The organism is Stenotrophomonas sepilia (assembly GCF_003244875.1).
GTDB classification, from domain to species: Bacteria; Pseudomonadota; Gammaproteobacteria; order Xanthomonadales; family Xanthomonadaceae; genus Stenotrophomonas; species Stenotrophomonas sepilia.
Genome location: NZ_LXXZ01000094.1, coordinates 1 through 18,137 on the forward strand (window position 1 = coordinate 1; position 18,137 = coordinate 18,137).

15 protein-coding genes are annotated in these 18,137 nt (G+C 67.3%); 8 read left to right on the forward strand and 7 right to left on the reverse strand.

Going from position 1 to position 18,137, the window contains the following annotated elements; all coding sequences use genetic code 11:
* Window positions 1-298: 298 nt before the first annotated feature.
* Window positions 299-1,726, reverse strand: coding sequence for an amino acid permease (locus A7X97_RS19200; RefSeq protein ID WP_053500013.1), 1,428 nt, complete (start codon window positions 1,724-1,726; stop codon window positions 299-301).
* Between the two features lie 82 nt (window positions 1,727-1,808).
* Window positions 1,809-3,284, reverse strand: a complete 1,476-nt coding sequence (locus A7X97_RS19205) for an amino acid permease (RefSeq protein WP_005416354.1) — start codon at window positions 3,282-3,284, stop codon at window positions 1,809-1,811.
* Window positions 3,285-3,416: 132 nt separating this feature from the next.
* Between A7X97_RS19205 and A7X97_RS19210 the strand changes: the two genes are divergently transcribed.
* A complete protein-coding gene (locus tag A7X97_RS19210) occupies window positions 3,417-4,031 on the forward strand; it encodes an NUDIX hydrolase (RefSeq protein WP_111008329.1) in 615 nt (204 codons plus the stop codon).
* A gap of 109 nt (window positions 4,032-4,140) precedes the next feature.
* On the opposite strand, the gene serA is transcribed toward A7X97_RS19210, so the two are convergent.
* Window positions 4,141-5,382 (reverse strand): phosphoglycerate dehydrogenase, encoded by a 1,242-nt coding sequence (gene serA / locus A7X97_RS19215; RefSeq protein WP_111008330.1) that lies wholly within the window; start codon window positions 5,380-5,382, stop codon window positions 4,141-4,143.
* 169 nt (window positions 5,383-5,551) lie between these two features.
* Here serA and A7X97_RS19220 point away from each other — a divergent pair, with 169 nt between their 5' ends.
* The 3 genes from A7X97_RS19220 to A7X97_RS19230 all read left to right on the forward strand — a co-directional run bounded on the left by A7X97_RS19220 (window position 5,552) and on the right by A7X97_RS19230 (window position 9,139).
* On the forward strand, window positions 5,552-6,940 hold the full coding sequence (locus A7X97_RS19220) for an FAD-binding oxidoreductase (protein ID WP_049441183.1): 1,389 nt from the start codon (window positions 5,552-5,554) through the stop codon (window positions 6,938-6,940).
* 62 nt (window positions 6,941-7,002) lie between these two features.
* Window positions 7,003-7,302, forward strand: coding sequence for a DUF2388 domain-containing protein (locus A7X97_RS19225; RefSeq protein WP_065196996.1), 300 nt, complete (start codon window positions 7,003-7,005; stop codon window positions 7,300-7,302).
* Window positions 7,303-7,342: 40 nt separating this feature from the next.
* Window positions 7,343-9,139, forward strand: coding sequence for a DUF7844 domain-containing protein (locus tag A7X97_RS19230; protein ID WP_072169006.1), 1,797 nt, complete (start codon window positions 7,343-7,345; stop codon window positions 9,137-9,139).
* Here A7X97_RS19230 and A7X97_RS19235 read toward each other — a convergent pair.
* On the reverse strand, window positions 9,117-10,193 hold the full coding sequence (locus tag A7X97_RS19235) for an ATP-binding protein (protein WP_111008331.1): 1,077 nt from the start codon (window positions 10,191-10,193) through the stop codon (window positions 9,117-9,119). The two genes, A7X97_RS19230 and A7X97_RS19235, sit on opposite strands and share 23 nt — an antisense overlap.
* Window positions 10,193-10,909 carry a response regulator gene (locus A7X97_RS19240; RefSeq protein ID WP_005416361.1) on the reverse strand — a complete coding sequence of 239 codons (717 nt, stop codon included), beginning with the start codon at window positions 10,907-10,909 and terminating at the stop codon, window positions 10,193-10,195. The genes A7X97_RS19235 and A7X97_RS19240 overlap by 1 nt, the downstream gene beginning before the upstream one ends.
* Window positions 10,910-11,038: 129 nt before the next feature.
* Between A7X97_RS19240 and A7X97_RS19245 the strand changes: the two genes are divergently transcribed.
* From A7X97_RS19245 to A7X97_RS19260, 4 genes are all read left to right on the forward strand, one after another.
* Window positions 11,039-12,187, forward strand: coding sequence for an efflux RND transporter periplasmic adaptor subunit (locus A7X97_RS19245; RefSeq protein ID WP_065196766.1), 1,149 nt, complete (start codon window positions 11,039-11,041; stop codon window positions 12,185-12,187).
* 36 nt (window positions 12,188-12,223) lie between these two features.
* Window positions 12,224-15,373 (forward strand): multidrug efflux RND transporter permease subunit, encoded by a 3,150-nt coding sequence (locus A7X97_RS19250; RefSeq protein ID WP_111008332.1) that lies wholly within the window; start codon window positions 12,224-12,226, stop codon window positions 15,371-15,373.
* The gene (locus tag A7X97_RS19255; protein ID WP_069138645.1) at window positions 15,354-15,746 is read left to right on the forward strand and encodes a nuclear transport factor 2 family protein; all 393 of its coding nucleotides are present in this window, start codon (window positions 15,354-15,356) and stop codon (window positions 15,744-15,746) included. Before A7X97_RS19250 ends, A7X97_RS19255 begins: the two co-directional genes overlap by 20 nt.
* An 83-nt stretch (window positions 15,747-15,829) precedes the next feature.
* A complete protein-coding gene (locus tag A7X97_RS19260; protein WP_072169001.1) occupies window positions 15,830-16,522 on the forward strand; it encodes a COG3650 family protein in 693 nt (230 codons plus the stop codon).
* A 162-nt stretch (window positions 16,523-16,684) separates the two neighbouring features.
* On the opposite strand, the gene yeiP is transcribed toward A7X97_RS19260, so the two are convergent.
* Both yeiP and A7X97_RS19270 read right to left on the reverse strand, forming a co-directional pair.
* Entirely contained in the window at window positions 16,685-17,251 is a 567-nt protein-coding gene (gene yeiP / locus A7X97_RS19265; RefSeq protein ID WP_005409468.1) for an elongation factor P-like protein YeiP, read from the reverse strand.
* A gap of 48 nt (window positions 17,252-17,299) precedes the next feature.
* The gene (locus A7X97_RS19270; protein WP_065196763.1) at window positions 17,300-18,070 is read right to left on the reverse strand and encodes an SDR family oxidoreductase; all 771 of its coding nucleotides are present in this window, start codon (window positions 18,068-18,070) and stop codon (window positions 17,300-17,302) included.
* Between the last annotated feature and the right edge of the window lie 67 nt (window positions 18,071-18,137).

Here is an 18,137-nt window from a genome sequence, read left to right on the forward strand (position 1 = left end):
CTTGGGATCAGATCCGTTTTCCGCAGGAAAACGGATCTGACCCCGGATTCATTCGATATCTGACAGATGTGTCGGCCAAGGTCGACACCTACCAACAGCCGCCGGAATCTGTCAGAGGTGGGGCGGTGTCGGAGTGCGGGGTGTCAGCCGCATGGATGCGGCTGCCAAGCCTACATGGACGTACTTGCGGCGTCCCCCGCGAACCCATGCCTCCCCGCCAAACCCACAGTCCCGCTCTTGCCGTTGCTCCGGCTTCAAAGGCGGGTGCAGGGCCGCAGGCCCTGCAATGCAGAAAACCTCACTTACCCCGCAGACGGCTGTGCCTGAAGCCGTAGCAGAAATAGATCACGAAACCGACGAAGGTCCAGACGCCCATCAGCATCCAGTTGTGCATCGTCATCGCCGACAGCAGGGCAAGGCAACTCAGCACGCCCAGGCTGCAGATCAGCCAGGCCATCGGCATGCGGAACGGGCGCGGCAGGTCCGGCTGGGTGCGGCGCAGGATCAGCACGCCGGCACACACCGCCGCGAACGCGATCAGCGTGCCCATCGAGGTCAGCTCGCCAAGGATGTCCAGCGGAAACAGCGCCGCCAGCAGCGCGATGCCGATGCCGGTGATCACCGTGTTGATGTGCGGGGTGCGGTACTTGGGGTGGATCCTGGTGAACACCGGCGGCAGCAGGCCGTCGCGCCCCATGATCATGAAGATGCGCGGCTGGCCGATGATCATCACCAGTACCACCGAGGACAGGCCGACCAGCGCGCCGACCTCGACCACCCAGCGCAGCCAACCCAGCTGCGGATGCGCGGCCACCGCGGTCACCACCGGTTCGTCGGTGCCCAGCAGCTGGAACGGCACCAGGCCGGTCATCACCGCCGCCATCGCGATGTAGAGCACGGTGCAGACCACCAGCGACAGCATCATGCCGATCGGCATGTCGCGCTGCGGATTCTTCGATTCCTGCGCCGCCACCGACACCGCCTCGAAGCCGATGTAGGCGAAGAACACCATCGCCGCGCCACGCAGTACGCCTTCCATGCCGTACTTGCCGGGGCCTTCGTTGGCGGGAATGAACGGGGTCCAGTTGCTGGTGTCCACATACTTCCAGCCGACCACGATGACCAGCAGGATCAGGCCGGTCTTGAGCACGACCATCGCCATGTTCATTGCCGATGACTTGCTGATGCCGACGTAGCACAGCCAGGTCAGCAGCAGTACCAGCGCAGCGGCCGGCAGGTTGGCGATCGCGCCGGTGGGGCGCAGCTGTGCATCGAGTGGGGCACTGACCAGCGCCGCCGGTAGATGGATGTCGAACTGGCTGAGCAGGCTGAGGAAATAGCCGGTCCAGCTGACCGCCACCGCCGACGCAGAGACGCCGTATTCGAGCACCAGCATCCAGCCGATGAACCAGGCCGACAGTTCGCCGAAGGTGGCGTAGGTATAGGTATAGGCGCTGCCGGAGACCGGCACCATCGAGGCGAACTCGGCGTAGGCCAGCGCGCAGAAGGCGCAGCAGATGGCGGCCAGCACGAACGACAGCATGATCGCGGGGCCGGCGTGGTTGGCGGCGGCCTGGCCGGTGATGACGAAGATGCCGCCGCCGATCACGGCACCGATGCCGAGGGCGGTCAGGCCCCAGGGGCCGAGGTGGCGGCGCAGGCTCAGGCCGTTGGCGTCTTCATGGGCGGCATGCGGGTGCTTGGTGGCCCACAGTTGCTTGAACATGTGTGGTGGTCTTGTCGAAGCGCGCCGTGTCTGGCGCGCGGGGAAAACGGACGGGCCGGCACAGGGCCGGCCCGTAGGCGGATCAGGGTGACTTGGCCAGCTTGCTGTTGCGCATGCCATAGCCGAGATAGATCAGCATGCCCAGCACGGTCCAGCCGACGAACAGGTGCCAGTGCACCACGAACGCCTGCCAGAACAGGAACAGGCAGGCCGCAGCGCCAAGCGGGCAGATGATCCACACCGCCGGCACGCGGAACGGGCGATGGATCTCCGGCTTGGTATAGCGCAGCACCAGCACGCCGATGCAGACCGTGGCGAAAGCCAGCAGGGTACCCATCGAGACCAGTTCGCCCAGCACGTTCAGCGGCACCAGGCCGGCCAGTGCGGCGGCGATCACGCCGACCACGATCGTGGCCCAATAGGGCGTGCGGAAACGAGCGTGGACCTTGCCGAAGAACTTCGGCAGCAGGCCGTCGCGGGAAATGGTGTAGGCGATGCGGGTCTGGCCCATCATCATCACCAGCACCACCGAGGACAGGCCGGCGATGGCGCCGATCTCGACCAGGGTCTTCAGCCAGGACAGGGTCGGGTAGGGCTCCAGCGCGGTGGCCACCGGCTTGTCGGTGCCCAGCAGGTGGTACGGCATCATGCCAGTCAGCACCGCGCAGACGATGATGTAGACGATGGTGCACACGGCCAGCGAGCCGAGCAGGCCGATCGGCATGTTGCGCTGGGGATCCTTGGTTTCGCCGGCGGCGGTGGAGACCGCATCGAAACCAATGTAGGCGAAGAAGACGATGGTGGCCGCGCGGAAGATGCCGCTCCAGCCGAACTCACCCGGCACGCCGGTGTTTTCCGGAATGAAGGGCTGCCAGTTGGCCGGATCGATGTGGGCCGCGCCGATGCCGATGAACAGGCAGATGACGGTGACCTTGATCGCCACGATGATGGCGTTGACGAACGCCGACTGGGTCACGCCCACGTACAGCAGGCCGGACACCGCCGCCACGATCAGCACCGCCGGCAGGTTGAACAGCTTGCCGGAGGAGACGAACTCGCTGCCGGTCCAGGCGATGGGCGCGGCGCTGAGCAGGTCCGGGAAGGGCATGTGCAGCGTGGTGGTGATGAAGCTGATCAGGTAGGCCGACCAGCCCACCGCGACCGACGCCGAGGCGAACAGGTACTCCAGCACCAGGCACCAGCCGATGAACCAGGCCATGCCTTCGCCGAGGGTGGCATACGAATAGGAGTAGGCACTGCCGGAGACCGGCATCATCGCCGCGAACTCGGCGTAGCACAGGCCCGCCAGGGCGCAGGCGAAGCCGGCCAGCACGAACGACAGCATCACCGCCGGGCCGGCGTGGTTGGCCGCGGCCTGGCCGGTCAGCACGAAGATACCAGCGCCGATCACCGCACCCACGCCAAGCAGGATGAGGTGTTTAGCCGTGAGGGTCCGTTTCAGCGTGGCTTCGCCGTCCAGGCTGCCTTCGATGGGTTCGCCGGCATCGACGTGCCCGGCCGGCTGGACCGGCTTGACCCTCAACAGAGCTTTCAGCATGCAGTACTTCCTAATGATCGGATGGGGTGGGCCGCCGATACGTTGCCGGCAACCTTGAACGGTGAAGGCCGTGCGAACGGCCCGCTGTACCTTAGCCAAAGCTGAAGCCAACGCACAAGCGCAATCGCAACAATGAACGGCGATAATGAGCAGTATTTTTCCGAACCGCCCCCATTCATGCGCCAGACCGCCGAAACCCTTGCCGTGCTTGACGATCGCCTACGCGGCCTGTTGCGGGACTATGCCCGCCGCGAGCCCGCCCACGACGCACTGGCTGCCGAATTCGGCACATTGCTGGACGATCCAGAAGATCCGTTCCGTCGCGAACGGCTGGCCGGGCATTTCACCGCCAGCTGCTGGCTGGTCAGTGCCGACGGCCAGCGCCTGCTGCTCACCCATCACCGAAAGCTGCAGCGCTGGCTGCAGCTGGGCGGTCACGCCGACGGCGACCGTGATCTGGCGCAGGTGGCGCTGAAGGAAGCCGAGGAGGAGTCCGGCCTGAGCGGCCTGGTACTGGAAGACCCGGCCATCTTCGATCTGGACAAGCACTGGATTCCCGAGCGCAAGGACGTGCCGGGGCACTGGCACTACGACGTGCGTTTCGTGATCCGGGCGCTGGGTGGCGAGGCCTTCGTGCTCAGCGAGGAATCGCTCGACCTGGCCTGGCGGGCGGTGACCGAAGTCGCGGCCGACCCCGAATCGGATGAATCCATGCAACGCATGGCGCGCCGGTGGTTGGCGCGCTAGCAACCTGTAGAGCCGAGCCGATGCTCGGCTCGATGCAGGCCGGAACCGCAGCCGAGCATGGGCTCGGCTCTACACGTGCAAGGCGGGACGCGCGTCAATACAGCGCGCGTCAATACAGGATGCGCGTACGCAACGTTCCTGGAATGCCGGCCAGCTCGTCGCGCACGGCGGCGGCCTGTGCCTCGCTGGCGGTGATGTCGATCACCACGTAGCCCACCTTCGGGTCGGTACGCAGGAACTGGCCGTCGATGTTGACGTTGTGGCGCGAGAAGATCTCGTTGACCCTGGACAGCACGCCCGGCACGTTCTGGTGGATGTGCAGCAGGCGCAGGCTGTCCTCGTGTTCGGGCAGGGTCACTTCCGGGAAGTTGACCGCCGACAGGGTGCTGCCATTGTCGCTGTAGCGCACCAGCTTGGCCGCCACTTCCACGCCGATGTTGTCCTGCGCTTCCAGCGTGCTGCCGCCCACGTGCGGGGTCAGGATCACGTTGTCGTGGCGGGTCAGCGGCGACTCGAAGATATCGCCGTTGCCCTTCGGTTCAACCGGGAACACGTCCAGCGCGGCACCACCGACGTGGCCGCTGGCCAGCGCAGCGTCCAGCGCATCGATGTCGACCACGGTGCCGCGGGCGGCGTTGATCAGGTGCGCGCCCTTGCGCATCTTCGCCAGCTCGGTGCTGCCGATCATCCACTGCGTGGCCGGCGTCTCCGGCACGTGCAGGGTGACGATGTCGGCGCGTGCCAGCAGGTCGTCCAGGCTGGCCGCTGCACGCGCATTGCCCAGCGCCAGCTTGGTTTCCACGTCGTGGAAGATCACCTGCATGCCCAGCGATTCGGCAAGCACGCCGACCTGGGTGCCGATGTGGCCATAACCGATGATGCCCAGCGTCTTGCCGCGCACTTCATGGCTGCCGCTGGCTGACTTCGACCAGCCGCCGCGATGGCATTCGGCGTTCTTCTGCGGGATGCCGCGGGTCAGCATGATCGCCTCGGCGATCACCAGCTCGGCCACGCTGCGGGTGTTGGAATAGGGCGCATTGAACACCGGGATGCCGGCCAGTTCGGCCGCATCCAGGTCGACCTGGTTGGTGCCGATGCAGAAGCAGCCCACCGCGATCAGTCGCTTGGCCTCGGCCAGCACCTCGGCGCTGAGCTGGGTGCGTGAGCGGATGCCGACGATGTGCGCCTCGGCGATGCGTGCCTTCAATTCGTCCTCGGGCAGCGCCTTGGTGTGCGCTTCGATCTGGCTGTAGCCGGCGGCGCTGAACACCTCCACGGCGGTCTGGCTGACCCCCTCCAGCAACAGCACGCGGATATCCTGCTTCGGGAACGAGGTCTTCTTCGGCGACATGGGGCAACACGGCCAGTGGGACAGGGGCTGACCACTATGCCAGATCACGGCGCTCATGGTGCAGTGCGCAATTGGTTGCATCCGTAGCTATCGGCCCGGCTGCGGGGCTGGACGCTGGCGCGTGCCGCTGGCACGCTTGCCCGTTCTTCACGCCCCGCGCTGGACCGTCATGACCGATTCCCGCATTGCCTCGCTGCAGCAGGCCTGTCCCGGCCTGAAGCTGAAGACCGACCCGGCCGACCTGGAGCATTACGGGCGCGACTGGACCCGGCGCTGGACGCCTGCGCCGTTGGCGGTCGCACTGCCGGCCACGGTCGAGGAGGTACAGGCGGTGATGCGCTGGAGTGCCGCCGAGGGCGTGGCGGTGGTGCCGTCGGGCGGCCGCACCGGCCTCTCGGGTGGCGCGGTGGCGGCCAACGGCGAGCTGGTGCTCAGCCTGGAGAGGATGAACAAGGCACTGGCCTACGACGCGGTCGACCGCACCCTGGTGGTGCAGGCCGGCATGCCGCTGGAAGCCGTGCACAACGCCGCGCTGGACCACGGCCTGATCTACCCGGTGGATTTCGCCGCGCGCGGCTCGTGCACGATCGGCGGCAACATCGCCACCAATGCCGGCGGCATCCGCGTGATCCGCTACGGCAACACCCGCGAGTGGATCGCCGGGCTGAAGGTGGTCACCGCCAGTGGCGAACTGCTCGAGCTCAACAAGGGCCTGATCAAGAACTCCAGCGGCTATGACTTCCGCCAGCTGCTGATTGGTTCGGAAGGTACGTTGGGGGTGATCGTCGAGGCGACGGTGAAGCTGACCGATCCGCCGCCGGCCAGCAACGTGATGCTGCTGGCCGTACCCAGCTTCGAAGTGCTGATGCAGGTGTTCGCCGCGTTCCGCGCGCGCCTGCAGCTGCAGGCCTTCGAGTTCTTCACCGACCGCGCGCTGGAACATGTGCTGGCGCACGGCGCGCAGGCGCCGTTCGACGAGGTGCACCCGTACTACGTGGTCACCGAGTTCGCCGCCAACGACGAAGCGCAGGAAGCGGCGGCGATGGCGGCCTTCGAGGACTGCATGGGCAACGGCTGGGTCAGCGACGGGGTGATCAGTGCCAGCGACGCCCAGGCCGCCCAGCTGTGGCGCCTGCGCGAAGGCATCACCGAATCGCTGGCGCGCTACAAACCCTACAAGAACGACGTCTCGGTACGGATCTCGGCGATGCCGGCGTTCCTGGCCGAGACCCAGGCGCTGATCGGGCAAGCCTACCCGCACTTCGACGTGGTCTGGTTCGGCCACATCGGCGACGGCAACCTGCATATCAACGTGCTCAAGCCCGACGACACCAGTGACGCCGATTTCGTGGCGCAGTGCGAGCACGTCACCAAGCTGCTGGCGCAGGTGCTGGCGCGTTTCGATGGCAGCATCTCGGCCGAGCATGGCATCGGCCTGGTCAAGAAGGGCTACCTGGACAGCACCCGCGGCCCGGCCGAAATCGCGCTGATGAAGGCGGTCAAACGCGCGTTCGATCCCCAAGCGCGGCTGAATCCCGGCAAGCTGTTTGACGCCTGAGCCGGGCAAATCCTTCACCCACCCGTTACGCTCCACCCATCCTCACAACCGGCTTCGAACCGATGACCCGTCCGCTTCTGCTGCTCGCCCTGCTGTCCCTGCCGCTGGCCGGCTTTGCTTCCAGCTTCGCCGGCACCTCGGCCGGTTCTGCCACCGGTGCTTCCTCCGGCTCCTCGGGCAGCAGCTCGGGTGACGACAAGGTGGTGCTGGCCGCGCGCGACGATGCCGCTGCGTTCGTTGCCAGCGACGGCCAGATCCGTGGCGCCCGCCTGCAGGCCGCACTGGCCCACCTGCGTGAGCAGAGCGCCGCCGCGCAGCAGCAGAGCGACCTGGAACTGGCCCGCACACTGCTGGCGCGTTGATCCGGCCTTCGGGTAGTGCCGGCCGCTGGCCGGCAATTCCATGACATCTGCACGGAACGCCGCCACGCTTGGCGTGGCTCTACTGCTGACCGCCCACGTCGCGTCTGCAGCTGATCGCCTGCAGCTTGATCCGTCCGGTCTCGATCCGGCGCAGCAGCGGCTCGCCAGCCAGACCCTGGCCGACGTGCAGTCACTATTGCCGGACGGCCTGCTGGCTGCGTTGCCGGCGCAGGTACGGGTGCGCTGGACGGATGACCTGCCGGCCGATGTGCATGGCCGCACCTTCGCTGGCCGTATCGCGCTGCGCCGGAGTCTGCTGGGCGACAGTGCGCCGGGCGCCCGGCGCGCACGCCGCAGCGCGCTGGTACACGAACTGACGCACGTCGCCGACCGTGGCGGTGCGAACTGGTCGCAGAGCATGCGATGGCGTGACCTCGCGGGTTGGCAGCGCAAGCCCTGGCATCTCGGCCGTGGCGACAACGACTTCCGTGACCGCAGCCCCGATGCGTATGAACTGAAGGACCCGGCCGAGTACCTGGCAGTGAACGCCGAGCATTTCGTGCTCGACAGCGAGTTCGCCTGCCGGCGCCCGGCACTGGCGCGGTGGTACCAGGCCCATTTCGGAACCCCGCCATCGCTGCCGCAGTCGCACTGCGCGACCGCGTTGCCATTGCTGCAGGCCGAATCGGAAGAGGGGGCGGCATCGCTGCTGCAGCTCGACCCCGCGCGTGTCTACGCCGTGGATTACCTGTTCGCCGAAGGCAGCGCGCAGCCGATGAGCCGCTGGGGCCACAGCATGCTGCGATTGGTGATCTGCAGGCCCGGGCGCGCACCGGGGCCGGACTGCAGGCTGGATCTCGAACACCACCGCGTGCTGTCCTTCCGCGCGTTCGTGGGCGACGTGCAGATATCCAACTGGCGCGGCTTGACCGGCGGCTACCCGTCGCGGCTGTTCGTGCTGCCGCTGCAGCAGGTGGTGGACGAGTACACCAAGGTCGAACTGCGCGGCCTGCAGTCGCTGCCATTGCGGCTGCAGCGCGATGAGATCGCCAGCCTGCTCGAGCGCACCGCCCAGGTGCACTGGAGCTATGACGGGCGCTATTACTTCGTCAGCAACAACTGTGCGGTGGAGACCGCCAAGCTGCTGCAGGCCGGAGTGCCGCGGCTGGGCGAGGCCGGGCTGGCCCAGCTGAGCCCGCGCGGCCTCAAGCGCCGGCTGGCGCGGCTGGGGATGCTCGACGAGCGGGTACTCACGGACCGCAACGCCGCGCAGGCACAGGGCTATTACTTCGCTTCCGCGCGCGACCACTATCAGCAGTTGTTCACAGTGGCAGCGACCCAGCTGAGCTTGCCCGCGCGCGATGTGCGCGGCTGGTTGAAGCTGCCGGCAGAACAACGGGCACCGTGGCTGCTGAAGGGCGACCTGCGCGCCAGTGCCGGCCTGCTGTTGCTGGAACAGGCCGCACAGCGGCGTGCCGAGCTGCGGGCACGCGATGTGCTCAAGCGGCAGCTGCTGGCTGCTGCCAACAGCGCGGAAACCCGCAGCCTGCGCGGCCTGCTGGCGCAGAGTGGGCAGTGGTTGCGCCCGGGGACGCTGCTGCAGGACGGCGGCTATGGGTTGCCGCTGGGCGACGAGCAGGTACTGCTGTCTGCGGCCGTGGCCACTGCCAGTGCGCACGCGGTACCGGCATGGCAGGCATTGCGTGTGCAGCTTCGCCAGCAGTTGCCGGCGCAGCAGCGTGAGGAAATGGATGCGATCGACGCCAATCTGGCCGCGCTGGGAGCACACCTGCGCACGCAGGCCGCTGGTCCGGCTACTGGCGCGGCAGTTCGATGACGAAACGGCTGCCGCCGCAGCTGCCGGGCGTGCAGTAAGCATGGCCACCATGTGCATCGGCGATGGCCTTGACCACCGCCAGGCCGAGCCCGCTGCCACCGCCCTGGCGCGAACGTGAGCCGTCGGCGCGCATGAACGGAGTGAAGATGTCGGCATGCAGTCCGGGATCGATGCCCGGGCCTTCATCCTCGATGGCCACCTGCACATGGCCCGGCGTGTTATGCACGGCGATCCGCACCTTGCCTGGGCTGGCATAGCGACGCGCGTTTTCCAGCAGCGCCAGCAGCGCCTGGCGCAGGCGCGTGGGATCACAGTGCGCGTTGTGTTCCTCGCGGCTGGTTTCCAGTTCCAGCACGAAGCCCGCAGCGCGGAACTGCGGGTCGACCAGCGTCATCACCGAATGCACCTCGGCCACCACGTCGGTGCGTGCGCGACGCACGTCCAGCCGCGCATTGTCGGACAGGCTCAGCACGCGCAGATCTTCGATCAGTCGCGACAGCCCTTCGACCTGGGCGAGCAGGCTGCGGAACTGCGACTCGTCCGGCTGGAACACGCCCTCGGCCAGTCCCTGCAGGCGGCCGCGCAGGATCGTCACCGGAGTACGCAGCTCATGTGCGATGGCCGCATGCCACATCGCGCGCTCGCTCTCCATGTGCTGCAGGCGGCGCGCCATCGCATTGAAGTCCTCAACCAGGGTTGCCACTTCGCCCGGAGAATTCTCCTCGACGCTGGCGCGCGCCCCAAGGTCACCGCTGGCGAGCGCACGCACGCTGTCCACCAGCGAATTCAACGGCGACAGGATGCGGTGGGCGAGGCGGAACGAGGCGGCGATGGCCAGCGCCAGGCCGGTCAGGATCACGCCCACCATCCATGCCAGCTCCGGCCCGGTCGGCAGCCAGCTTTCCGGCTCTTCGGTACTTCCGGGGAAGAACTCGACCAGCACCGCGTACAGCAGCCACGACGACAGGATCATCATCACGATGACGCCGATCACCATCAGCGACATCGAGACGATGATGTGGCGGCTGAGCCCGGAACGGCGCAGTCGGGCCATCAGCGGTCAGCCATCAACCGGTAGCCGACGCCGCGCACACTGGCCGGAACATTGACCATGCCCACTTCGTCCAGCTTGCGGCGCAGCTTGCTGACATGGCTGTCGACAGTGCGCTCCAGCGCTTCGCTTTCCGGCAGGCATTCGTGCATCAGCTCGCTGCGGCTGAAGATGCGGGTCGGTGCCAGCGCCATGCAGTGCAGCAGCTTGAACTCGGTGAGCGTGAGCAGCACTTCGTGACTATAGCCTTCGCCCTCCACGTGCACGGCGTGGGTGGCCGAGTCGATCAGCAGCGGGCCGACGCGCAGCGCAGTGGGCGCGTCCACGCGCGAGGCGCGCAGCGTACGCCGCAGCACCGCGCGCACGCGCGCCGCCACCTCGGCCGGGTTGAACGGCTTGACCACGTAGTCGTCGGCACCCATGCGCAGCGCGGTCAGCTTGTCCAGGTCCTGGTCCAGCGCGGTCAGCATGATCACCGGCGTCTCACCACGCTGGCGCAGCTGGGTCAGCACGCTCCAGCCATCCAGGCGTGGCAGCTGTACATCGAGCAGGACCAGGTCGGGGCGGGCGCTGCGATGCAGGTCCAGTGCGCTATGGCCATCGGCCGCGCGCAGCGTGCGCAGTCCTTCGCGTTCCAGGTAGGCGCTGAGAATATCGGCGATCTCGGCCTCATCCTCGACGATCAGGACCAGGGCGGCGAGGGCGGGGGAGGCATGCATGCAGGGGCGGGGCCGTAAGGTGCTTGCCTCCATCGTATCTCCACAGTTCCTCCATCGAAACCCCATCATTGCCACGCACACTGCGCGCTTCAGAACCTATCCGCCGCCTGCGCGGCATTGTGCACAGCAATGAGAACCTTCAGGACTCCGGTCGCGTTGATCGCGGCCCTCGCCCTGGCCATGACGGCCTGCTCAACCCCCGAAGCCACTCCCGAAGCCGCACCGCGTGTCAGCGTGGTCACCGTCGGCCCGCAGGTGGTACAGCGCGATGACGAACTGCCCGGCCGCGTGGCTGCCGTGCGCACCGCACAGATCCGTGCCCAGGTGGGCGGCATCGTGCAGCGCCGCCTGTTCGACCAGGGCGCAGAAGTGAGCGCCGGCCAGGCCCTGTTCCAGATCGATCCGGCGGCGTTCCGTGCAGATGTTGATTCGGCACTGGCAGCCCTTCAGCGCAGCGAAGCGGCGCTGGGCCGCAGCCGCGTGCAGTCGCAGCGCCTGCATGCACTGGCCGCCGCACAGGCCGTCAGCCAGCAGCATCGCGACGATGCCAGTGCCGAGTACGAACAGGCCCGTGCCGCGGTGAACGAAGCGCGCGCGATCCTGGCCCGTCGCCAGCTCGACCTGCGCTATGCCACGGTCAGTGCGCCGATTGCCGGCCGTATCGACCAGGCGCTGGTGACCGAAGGTGCGCTGGTCGGCGTGGCCGATGCCGAGCCGATGGCGGTGGTGCAGCAGATCGACCAGGTCTACGTCGATGTGCGCCAACCGGCGGCGCAGCTGGAGTCTCTGCAGCGCAGTGCCGCCGGTGGCGGCGAGCTGCCGGTGACGATCATCGGTGCCAGCGGCAAGCCACTGCCCGAACGCGGCCAGCTGCTGTTCTCCGGCATCAATGTCGATGCGCGAACCGGTGATGTCATCCTGCGCATCCTGGTCGACAACCCGCAGCGGCAGCTGCTGCCCGGTATGTACGTGCGCGCGAGGGTGCCACGTGGCGCGCCGGCCAGTGCATTGACCGTGCCACAGCAGGCGGTGCTGCGCAGCGCCGGTGGCCAGGCCTATGCCTGGGTGATCGGCGCGGACGGCAAGGCGGTGATCCGCACGCTGGAAGTGGACGGCAGTGTCGATCGCCAGTGGCTGGTGCGCACGGGCCTGAAGGCCGGCGAGAAGGTGGTGGTCGAGGGCCAGGAGCGCCTGCAGGAAGGTGTGGTGGTCGATGCGCGCGACTGGCAGATGCCGGTCGCCAGCGCCGGTGCAGTGCAGGCCGGCAGCAAGGGCTGAGCCTTTCCGGGGCCGGTCCCTCCAGGGAAATCCAACATGGCACGTTTCTTCATCGATCGCCCGGTGTTCGCCTGGGTGCTGGCGATCTTCATCATCCTGGCCGGCGTGCTGGCGATCCCGCGGCTGGCGGTGGAGCGCTATCCAGCAGTCGCCCCGCCCAGCGTCAGCATCTATGCCAGCTACCCGGGTGCCAGCCCGCAGACGCTGAATGATGCCGTGGTTGGCCTGATCGAGCGCGAGCTGTCCAGCGTCAAGCACCTGCTGTACTTCGAGTCGTCGGTGGACACGTCCGGCGAAGCGTCGATCACTGCCACCTTCAAGCCCGGCACCAATCCGGAGCTGGCGCAGGTGGACGTGCAGAACCGGATCAAGGCGATCGAACCGCGGCTGCCGCGCAGCGTGCGCCAGAACGGCCTGTTCGTGGAGGCCGCTGATTCCGGCTTCCTGATGCTGGTCGGCCTGCGTTCGCCCGATGCCAGCGTCAGCGAGGCCGCGCTGGGCGATTTCATGGCGCGCAACATCATCGAAGAGCTGCGCCGTATCGATGGCGTCGGCCGCGTGCAGTTGTTCGGTGCCGAGCAGGCGATGCGCGTGTGGCTGGACCCGACCCGGTTGACCGGCTACGGCCTGACCATGGGCGATGTGGCAACCGCCATCGAACAGCAGAACCTGGAGATTTCGCCAGGACGCATTGGTGATTCGCCGGGTGTTCCAGGCCAGCGCATCACCGTGCCGCTCAGTGCCGACGGCCAGTTGTCCACGCCGGAACAGTTCGCGGCGATCGTACTGCGTGCCGGCGCCGACGGTTCACGGGTGGTGCTGGGTGATGTCGCCCGCGTCGAGCTGGGCGCGCAGAGCTATGCCTGGGGCACCCGCGAGGACGGCCATCCAGCCACCGCCGCCGGCGTGCAGCTGCGCCCGGGCGCGAACGCGGTGCGTACCGCTGCGGCGGTGCGTGAGCGCATGGCTGAGCTGGCGCCGCTGCTGCCGCGCGGGGTGGAAGCGAGCATCCCGTTCGACACCGCGCCGTTCGTGAAGATATCGATCCAGAAGGTGGTGCAGACCCTGCTGGAGGCGATGCTGCTGGTGTTCGCGGTGATGTACCTGTTCCTGCAGAACTGGCGTTACACGCTGATCCCGGCGCTGGTCGCACCGATCGCGCTGCTGGGTACGTTCGCGGTGATGCTGGCGCTGGGCTTCTCGATCAACGTGCTGACCATGTTCGGCATGGTGCTGGCCATCGGCATCATCGTCGACGACGCGATCGTGGTGGTCGAGGGCGTGGAGCGGATCATGGCCGAGGAGGGCCTGCCGCCGCGCGAGGCCACCATCAAGGCGATGCGTGAACTGACCGGCGCAGTGATCGGCATTACCCTGGTGCTGACCGCGGTGTTCATCCCGATGGCGTTCGCCAGCGGTTCGGTGGGCGCGATCTACCGTCAGTTCACCGTGGCGATGGCGGTGTCGATCCTGTTCTCGGCGCTGCTGGCCCTGAGCCTGACGCCGGCGCTGTGCGCGACCCTGCTGCGCCAGGCCAACCACGGCCATCACGGTCGCGGCGGGCTGTTCGGCGCCTTCAACCGGGGCTTCGAGCGGATGACCGGGCATTACCAGCGTGGTGTGGCGACGGTGCTGCAGCGGAGCGGGCGGGTGATGGGCGTGTTCGCCGCACTGGTGGCGGCGTTGCTGCTGGGCCTGCACTGGCTGCCGGGCGCATTCCTGCCGGAAGAAGACCAGGGCTATTTCATGACCTCGATCCAGCTGCCGGCCGAGGCGACGGCCGAGCGTACGCTGGCCGTGGTCGAAGCCTACGAACGGCACGTGGCCTCGCGTCCGGGCATCGGCTCCAACCAGTCGATCCTCGGCTACAGCTTTTCCGGTTCCGGCCCGAGTGCGGCGCTGACCTACACCATGCTGAAGGACTGGGGTGAGCGCGCAGGCGCAACCGCGGCCGGTGAGGTGGAGGCCGCGCAGCAGGCGATGGCCACGATTGCCGAGGGCGAGGTGATGAGCGTGATGCCGCCGGCCATCGACAGCCTGGGACGTTCGTCCGGCTTCTCGCTGGCGCTGCAGGCGCGCACCGGGCAGGGCCAGGCCGAACTGCGCGCGGCCCTGCAGCAGCTGCTGAAGCTGGCCGAAGCCAGCCCGCTGCTGTCGGAGGTGCATGCCGATGGCCTGCCGGCCGGCACCAGCGTGCGGCTGGACATCGACCGGGCCAAGGCCGAGGCAATGGGCGTGGGCTTCGAGCAGATCAGCAGCACGCTGTCGGCAGCCATGGGCTCGCAGTACGTCAACGACTTCCCCAACAAGGGACGGCTGCAGCAGGTGATCCTGCAGGCCGATGCGCCGCACCGGATGGAGCTGGAAGACGTGCTGAAGCTGTACGTGCGCAACAGCGAGGGCGGCATGGTGGCGTTGTCCGAGCTGGTCACCCCGCACTGGACCGAAGCGCCGTTGCAGCTTCAGCGCTATCTTGGCTTCCCGGCGCTGAACCTGTCCGGCGCCCCGGCCTCTGGCGTGTCGACCGGCCAGGCCATGGCGGAGATGGAGCGGTTGGCCGAAAAGCTGCCGTCCGGTTTTGCCCTGCAGTGGACCAGCCAGTCGCTGCAGGAGCGTGAGTCGGGGGCGCAGGCGCCGTGGCTGCTGTTGTTGTCGATGCTGGTGGTGTTCCTGGTGCTTGCCGCGCTGTACGAGAGCTGGTCGATTCCGTTGGCGGTGCTGCTGGTGGTGCCACTGGGCCTGCTTGGCGCGGTCGCCGCGGTGCTGTTGCGCGGCATGCCCAACGACGTGTTCTTCAAGGTCGGCATGATCACCGTGATCGGGCTGTCGGCGAAGAACGCGATCCTCATCGTCGAATTCGCGCGCCAGCTGCAGCAGCAGGGGCGCGGTCTGGTTGAAGCAGCGCTGGAGGCGGCGCGGCTGCGCCTGCGCCCGATCGTGATGACCTCGCTGGCGTTCGCGCTGGGCGTGGTGCCGCTGATGCTGGCGCAGGGCGCGTCGAAGGAAACCCAGCAGGCGATTGGAACCGGTGTGTTCGGCGGCATGGTCAGTGCGACCGTGCTGGCGGTGTTCTTCGTGCCGGTCTTCTATGTAGTGGTGCAGGGCGCGCGGCAGTGGATCGCGCAGCGCCTGCGCAGGCGCCGGCCGATGCCGGGAGGAACCGTGGATGGAACGGAACATCGTTGAAGATCTGCATGAGCAGCAGTTGTTGGCGCTGGAGCAGCGCCTGTGCGCAGCGCTGCTGGAGAACAATCACGATGCGTTGAACGCGCTGGTATCGCCAGCCTTGTTCATGATGGACGGCCACGGTGGCCGCATGCTCGATCTGCCGTGGCTGGGTGATTGGTTGGCGGGTAGCCTGCAGGTGCGAGGCCTGCAGCTGCACGCCGTTGAAACGCTGCTGTGTGGTCGGCTGGCACTGCTGTCCAGCAACGTGCGGATGTCGGTCTGGCAGCAGGGCCGCGAGCGCGAACTGAAGCTGCGCCTGTTGCGGGTCTGGACCTGCAGTTCCGGCGGCAGTGGCGCGCAGCTGCTGTCGATGGCGGTGCTGGCCGCATGAGTGCGGTCAGGCCGTTTTCAGGCCCCGCTCACCGCGAGGTGGTAGGGTCGAGCATTCCTGTAGTGTCGACAAGGAGTCGAGCCATGCGTGTAGTTCCCAGTCTGTTGGCAGCGTCCCTGGGGTTGGTCCTGGCCGCGTGCCAGCCGGCCCAGGCACCCGCGGCGGGCAGCAATGACGCCTCGCCTGCCACGCTGCAGCCGAGCGCCAACACGGAAGGTGGCAGCGAGACCGCCTACCAGTGTGGTGATCTGAGTGTGGGCGCGACCTTCAATGGCGAGGATGCTGCCACGCTGGTGATCGGCGAGCGTCGCTTCGCCATGACCTCCGAGCGCGCGGCATCCGGCGCCAAGTACAGCGATGGCCTTGGCAACAGCTTCTGGACCAAGGGCAGCGATGATGGCCTGCTGAGCCTGAAGGGCGAGCCGGATCGCGAGTGCCATGCGGTGGAAGCCACCGAAGGCGATGGCAGCGCCGGCAATGCCGCGTTCCGTGCCACCGGCAATGAACCTGGATGGCTAGCAGTCGTCGATGGCGATATGCCGGGCCTGCAGGTGGAAGTTGACTACGGCGAGCGCCGCTTTGACGTGGCCAGGCCCACCCAGGGCGCTGATGGATGGAGCGGCAAGGCGTCCGACGGCACCGACGTCAAGCTCAGCTTCCAGCGCACCACCTGCCAGGATGACATGAGCGGCGAGGCATTCGAGGCCAAGGCGATGCTGACTGTCGGTACCCGCCAGTACCATGGCTGCGGCAACTTCGGTGCGAAACAGCCGTAAGTTTCCTGTAGAGCCGAGCCCACGCTCGGCTGCAGCACCTGTCCAACCCACCGCAGCCGAGCGCGGGCTCGGCTCTACACAACTGCTGTCAGCGATGCGCCGCTTGCTGCCTGCGGCGAACTTGCCGCAGGCAGCGATCGGCAGACGATCGGCGCAGGGTGCTTAGTCGGCACGGCCGGCGAATTCGCCGGTGGCGGTGTTCACCAGCACGCGCTCGCCGTTGACGATGTACTCCGGCACCATGATCTCGATGCCGGTGTTGAGCTTGGCCGGCTTCGGGCGCTTGGTGGCGGTGCCACCCTTCAGTTCCGGCGGCGTCTCGATCACTTCCAGCACCACGGAGGCCGGCAGCTGGATCGCCACCGGCTGCTCGTCGATCACCTGCACGTAGATGCCGGTCAGGCCGTCGGTGATGTAACCGGCGTCGTCGCCGATCACGTCCGCGTCCAGGGTGTACGGGGTGTAGTCCTCGTCATCGAGGAACACGAAGGCATCGCCGTCCTTGTACGAATAGGTGGACTGGCGGCGCAGCAGTTCGACCTCGACCAGGTTGTCGTCGGCATCGAAGCTGGCGTCGAGCTTGTTGCCGCCCGGCACGCTGTACATGATGAAGCGGAAGCGGACGTTGCCGCCGCGACCCTGCGGCGAGCTGCGCTCGATGTCGCGGATCTGGTACACGCCGTTGTTGTACTCGACGACGTTGCCCTTCTTGATGTCGTTGGCTTTCATGGTGATCTAGGTCGTTGGGGGAGGGCGCCGTCCCGGCGCCCGGGGGAATCACTTCGGAGCGAGGCGGGTAGCGCCGTCCAGGCGGATGGTCTCGCCGTTGAGGTAGGTGTTGCCAAGGATGAAGCCGACCAGGCTGGCGAAGTCTTCCGGCTTGCCCAGGCGCGACGGGAACGGGATCGAGGCGGCCAGCGACTGCTGCACGGCTTCGGGCATGCCATCGACCATCGGCGTCCAGAACACGCCCGGGGCGATGGTATTGACGCGGATCCCGAAGCGCGACAGTTCGCGTGCCATCGGCAGCGTCATCGACACCACGCCGCCCTTGCTGGCGGCATACGCGGCCTGGCCGATCTGGCCTTCATAGGCGGCGATGCTGGCGGTGTTGATGATCACCCCGCGCTCGCCATCGATGCCGGCCTCGTTGTGCTGCATGCGGTTGGCCGCGGCCTTGGCGACATTGAAGCTGCCGACCAGATTGACCATCACCGTGCCCTGGAAGCCGGCCAGCGGCATCGGGCCGTCCTTGCCCAGCACGCGGCCGGCGCCGAGGATGCCGGCGCAGTTCATTGCCACGTTCAGGCCGCCGAGGAAATCGTGGGCCTGGTCGATGGCCGCAGCCACGGCGGCCTCATCGCTGACGTTGACGTTGAAATAGCGGGCGTTGTCGGCACCCAGCCCGGCAACGGCGGTCGCACCCTTGTCGTCGTTGAGATCGAACAGGGCCACCTTGCCGCCCTGGGCGACGAGGTGCTGGGCCACGGCCAGGCCGAGGCCGGAGACGCCACCAGTGATCACGGCACGTACGGAAGACAGCTGCATTGAACGGTCCTGCAGGTTCGAGAACCGCCGATTCTAACGGAAGCCGCGACCGTCGCTGTTGTGCACT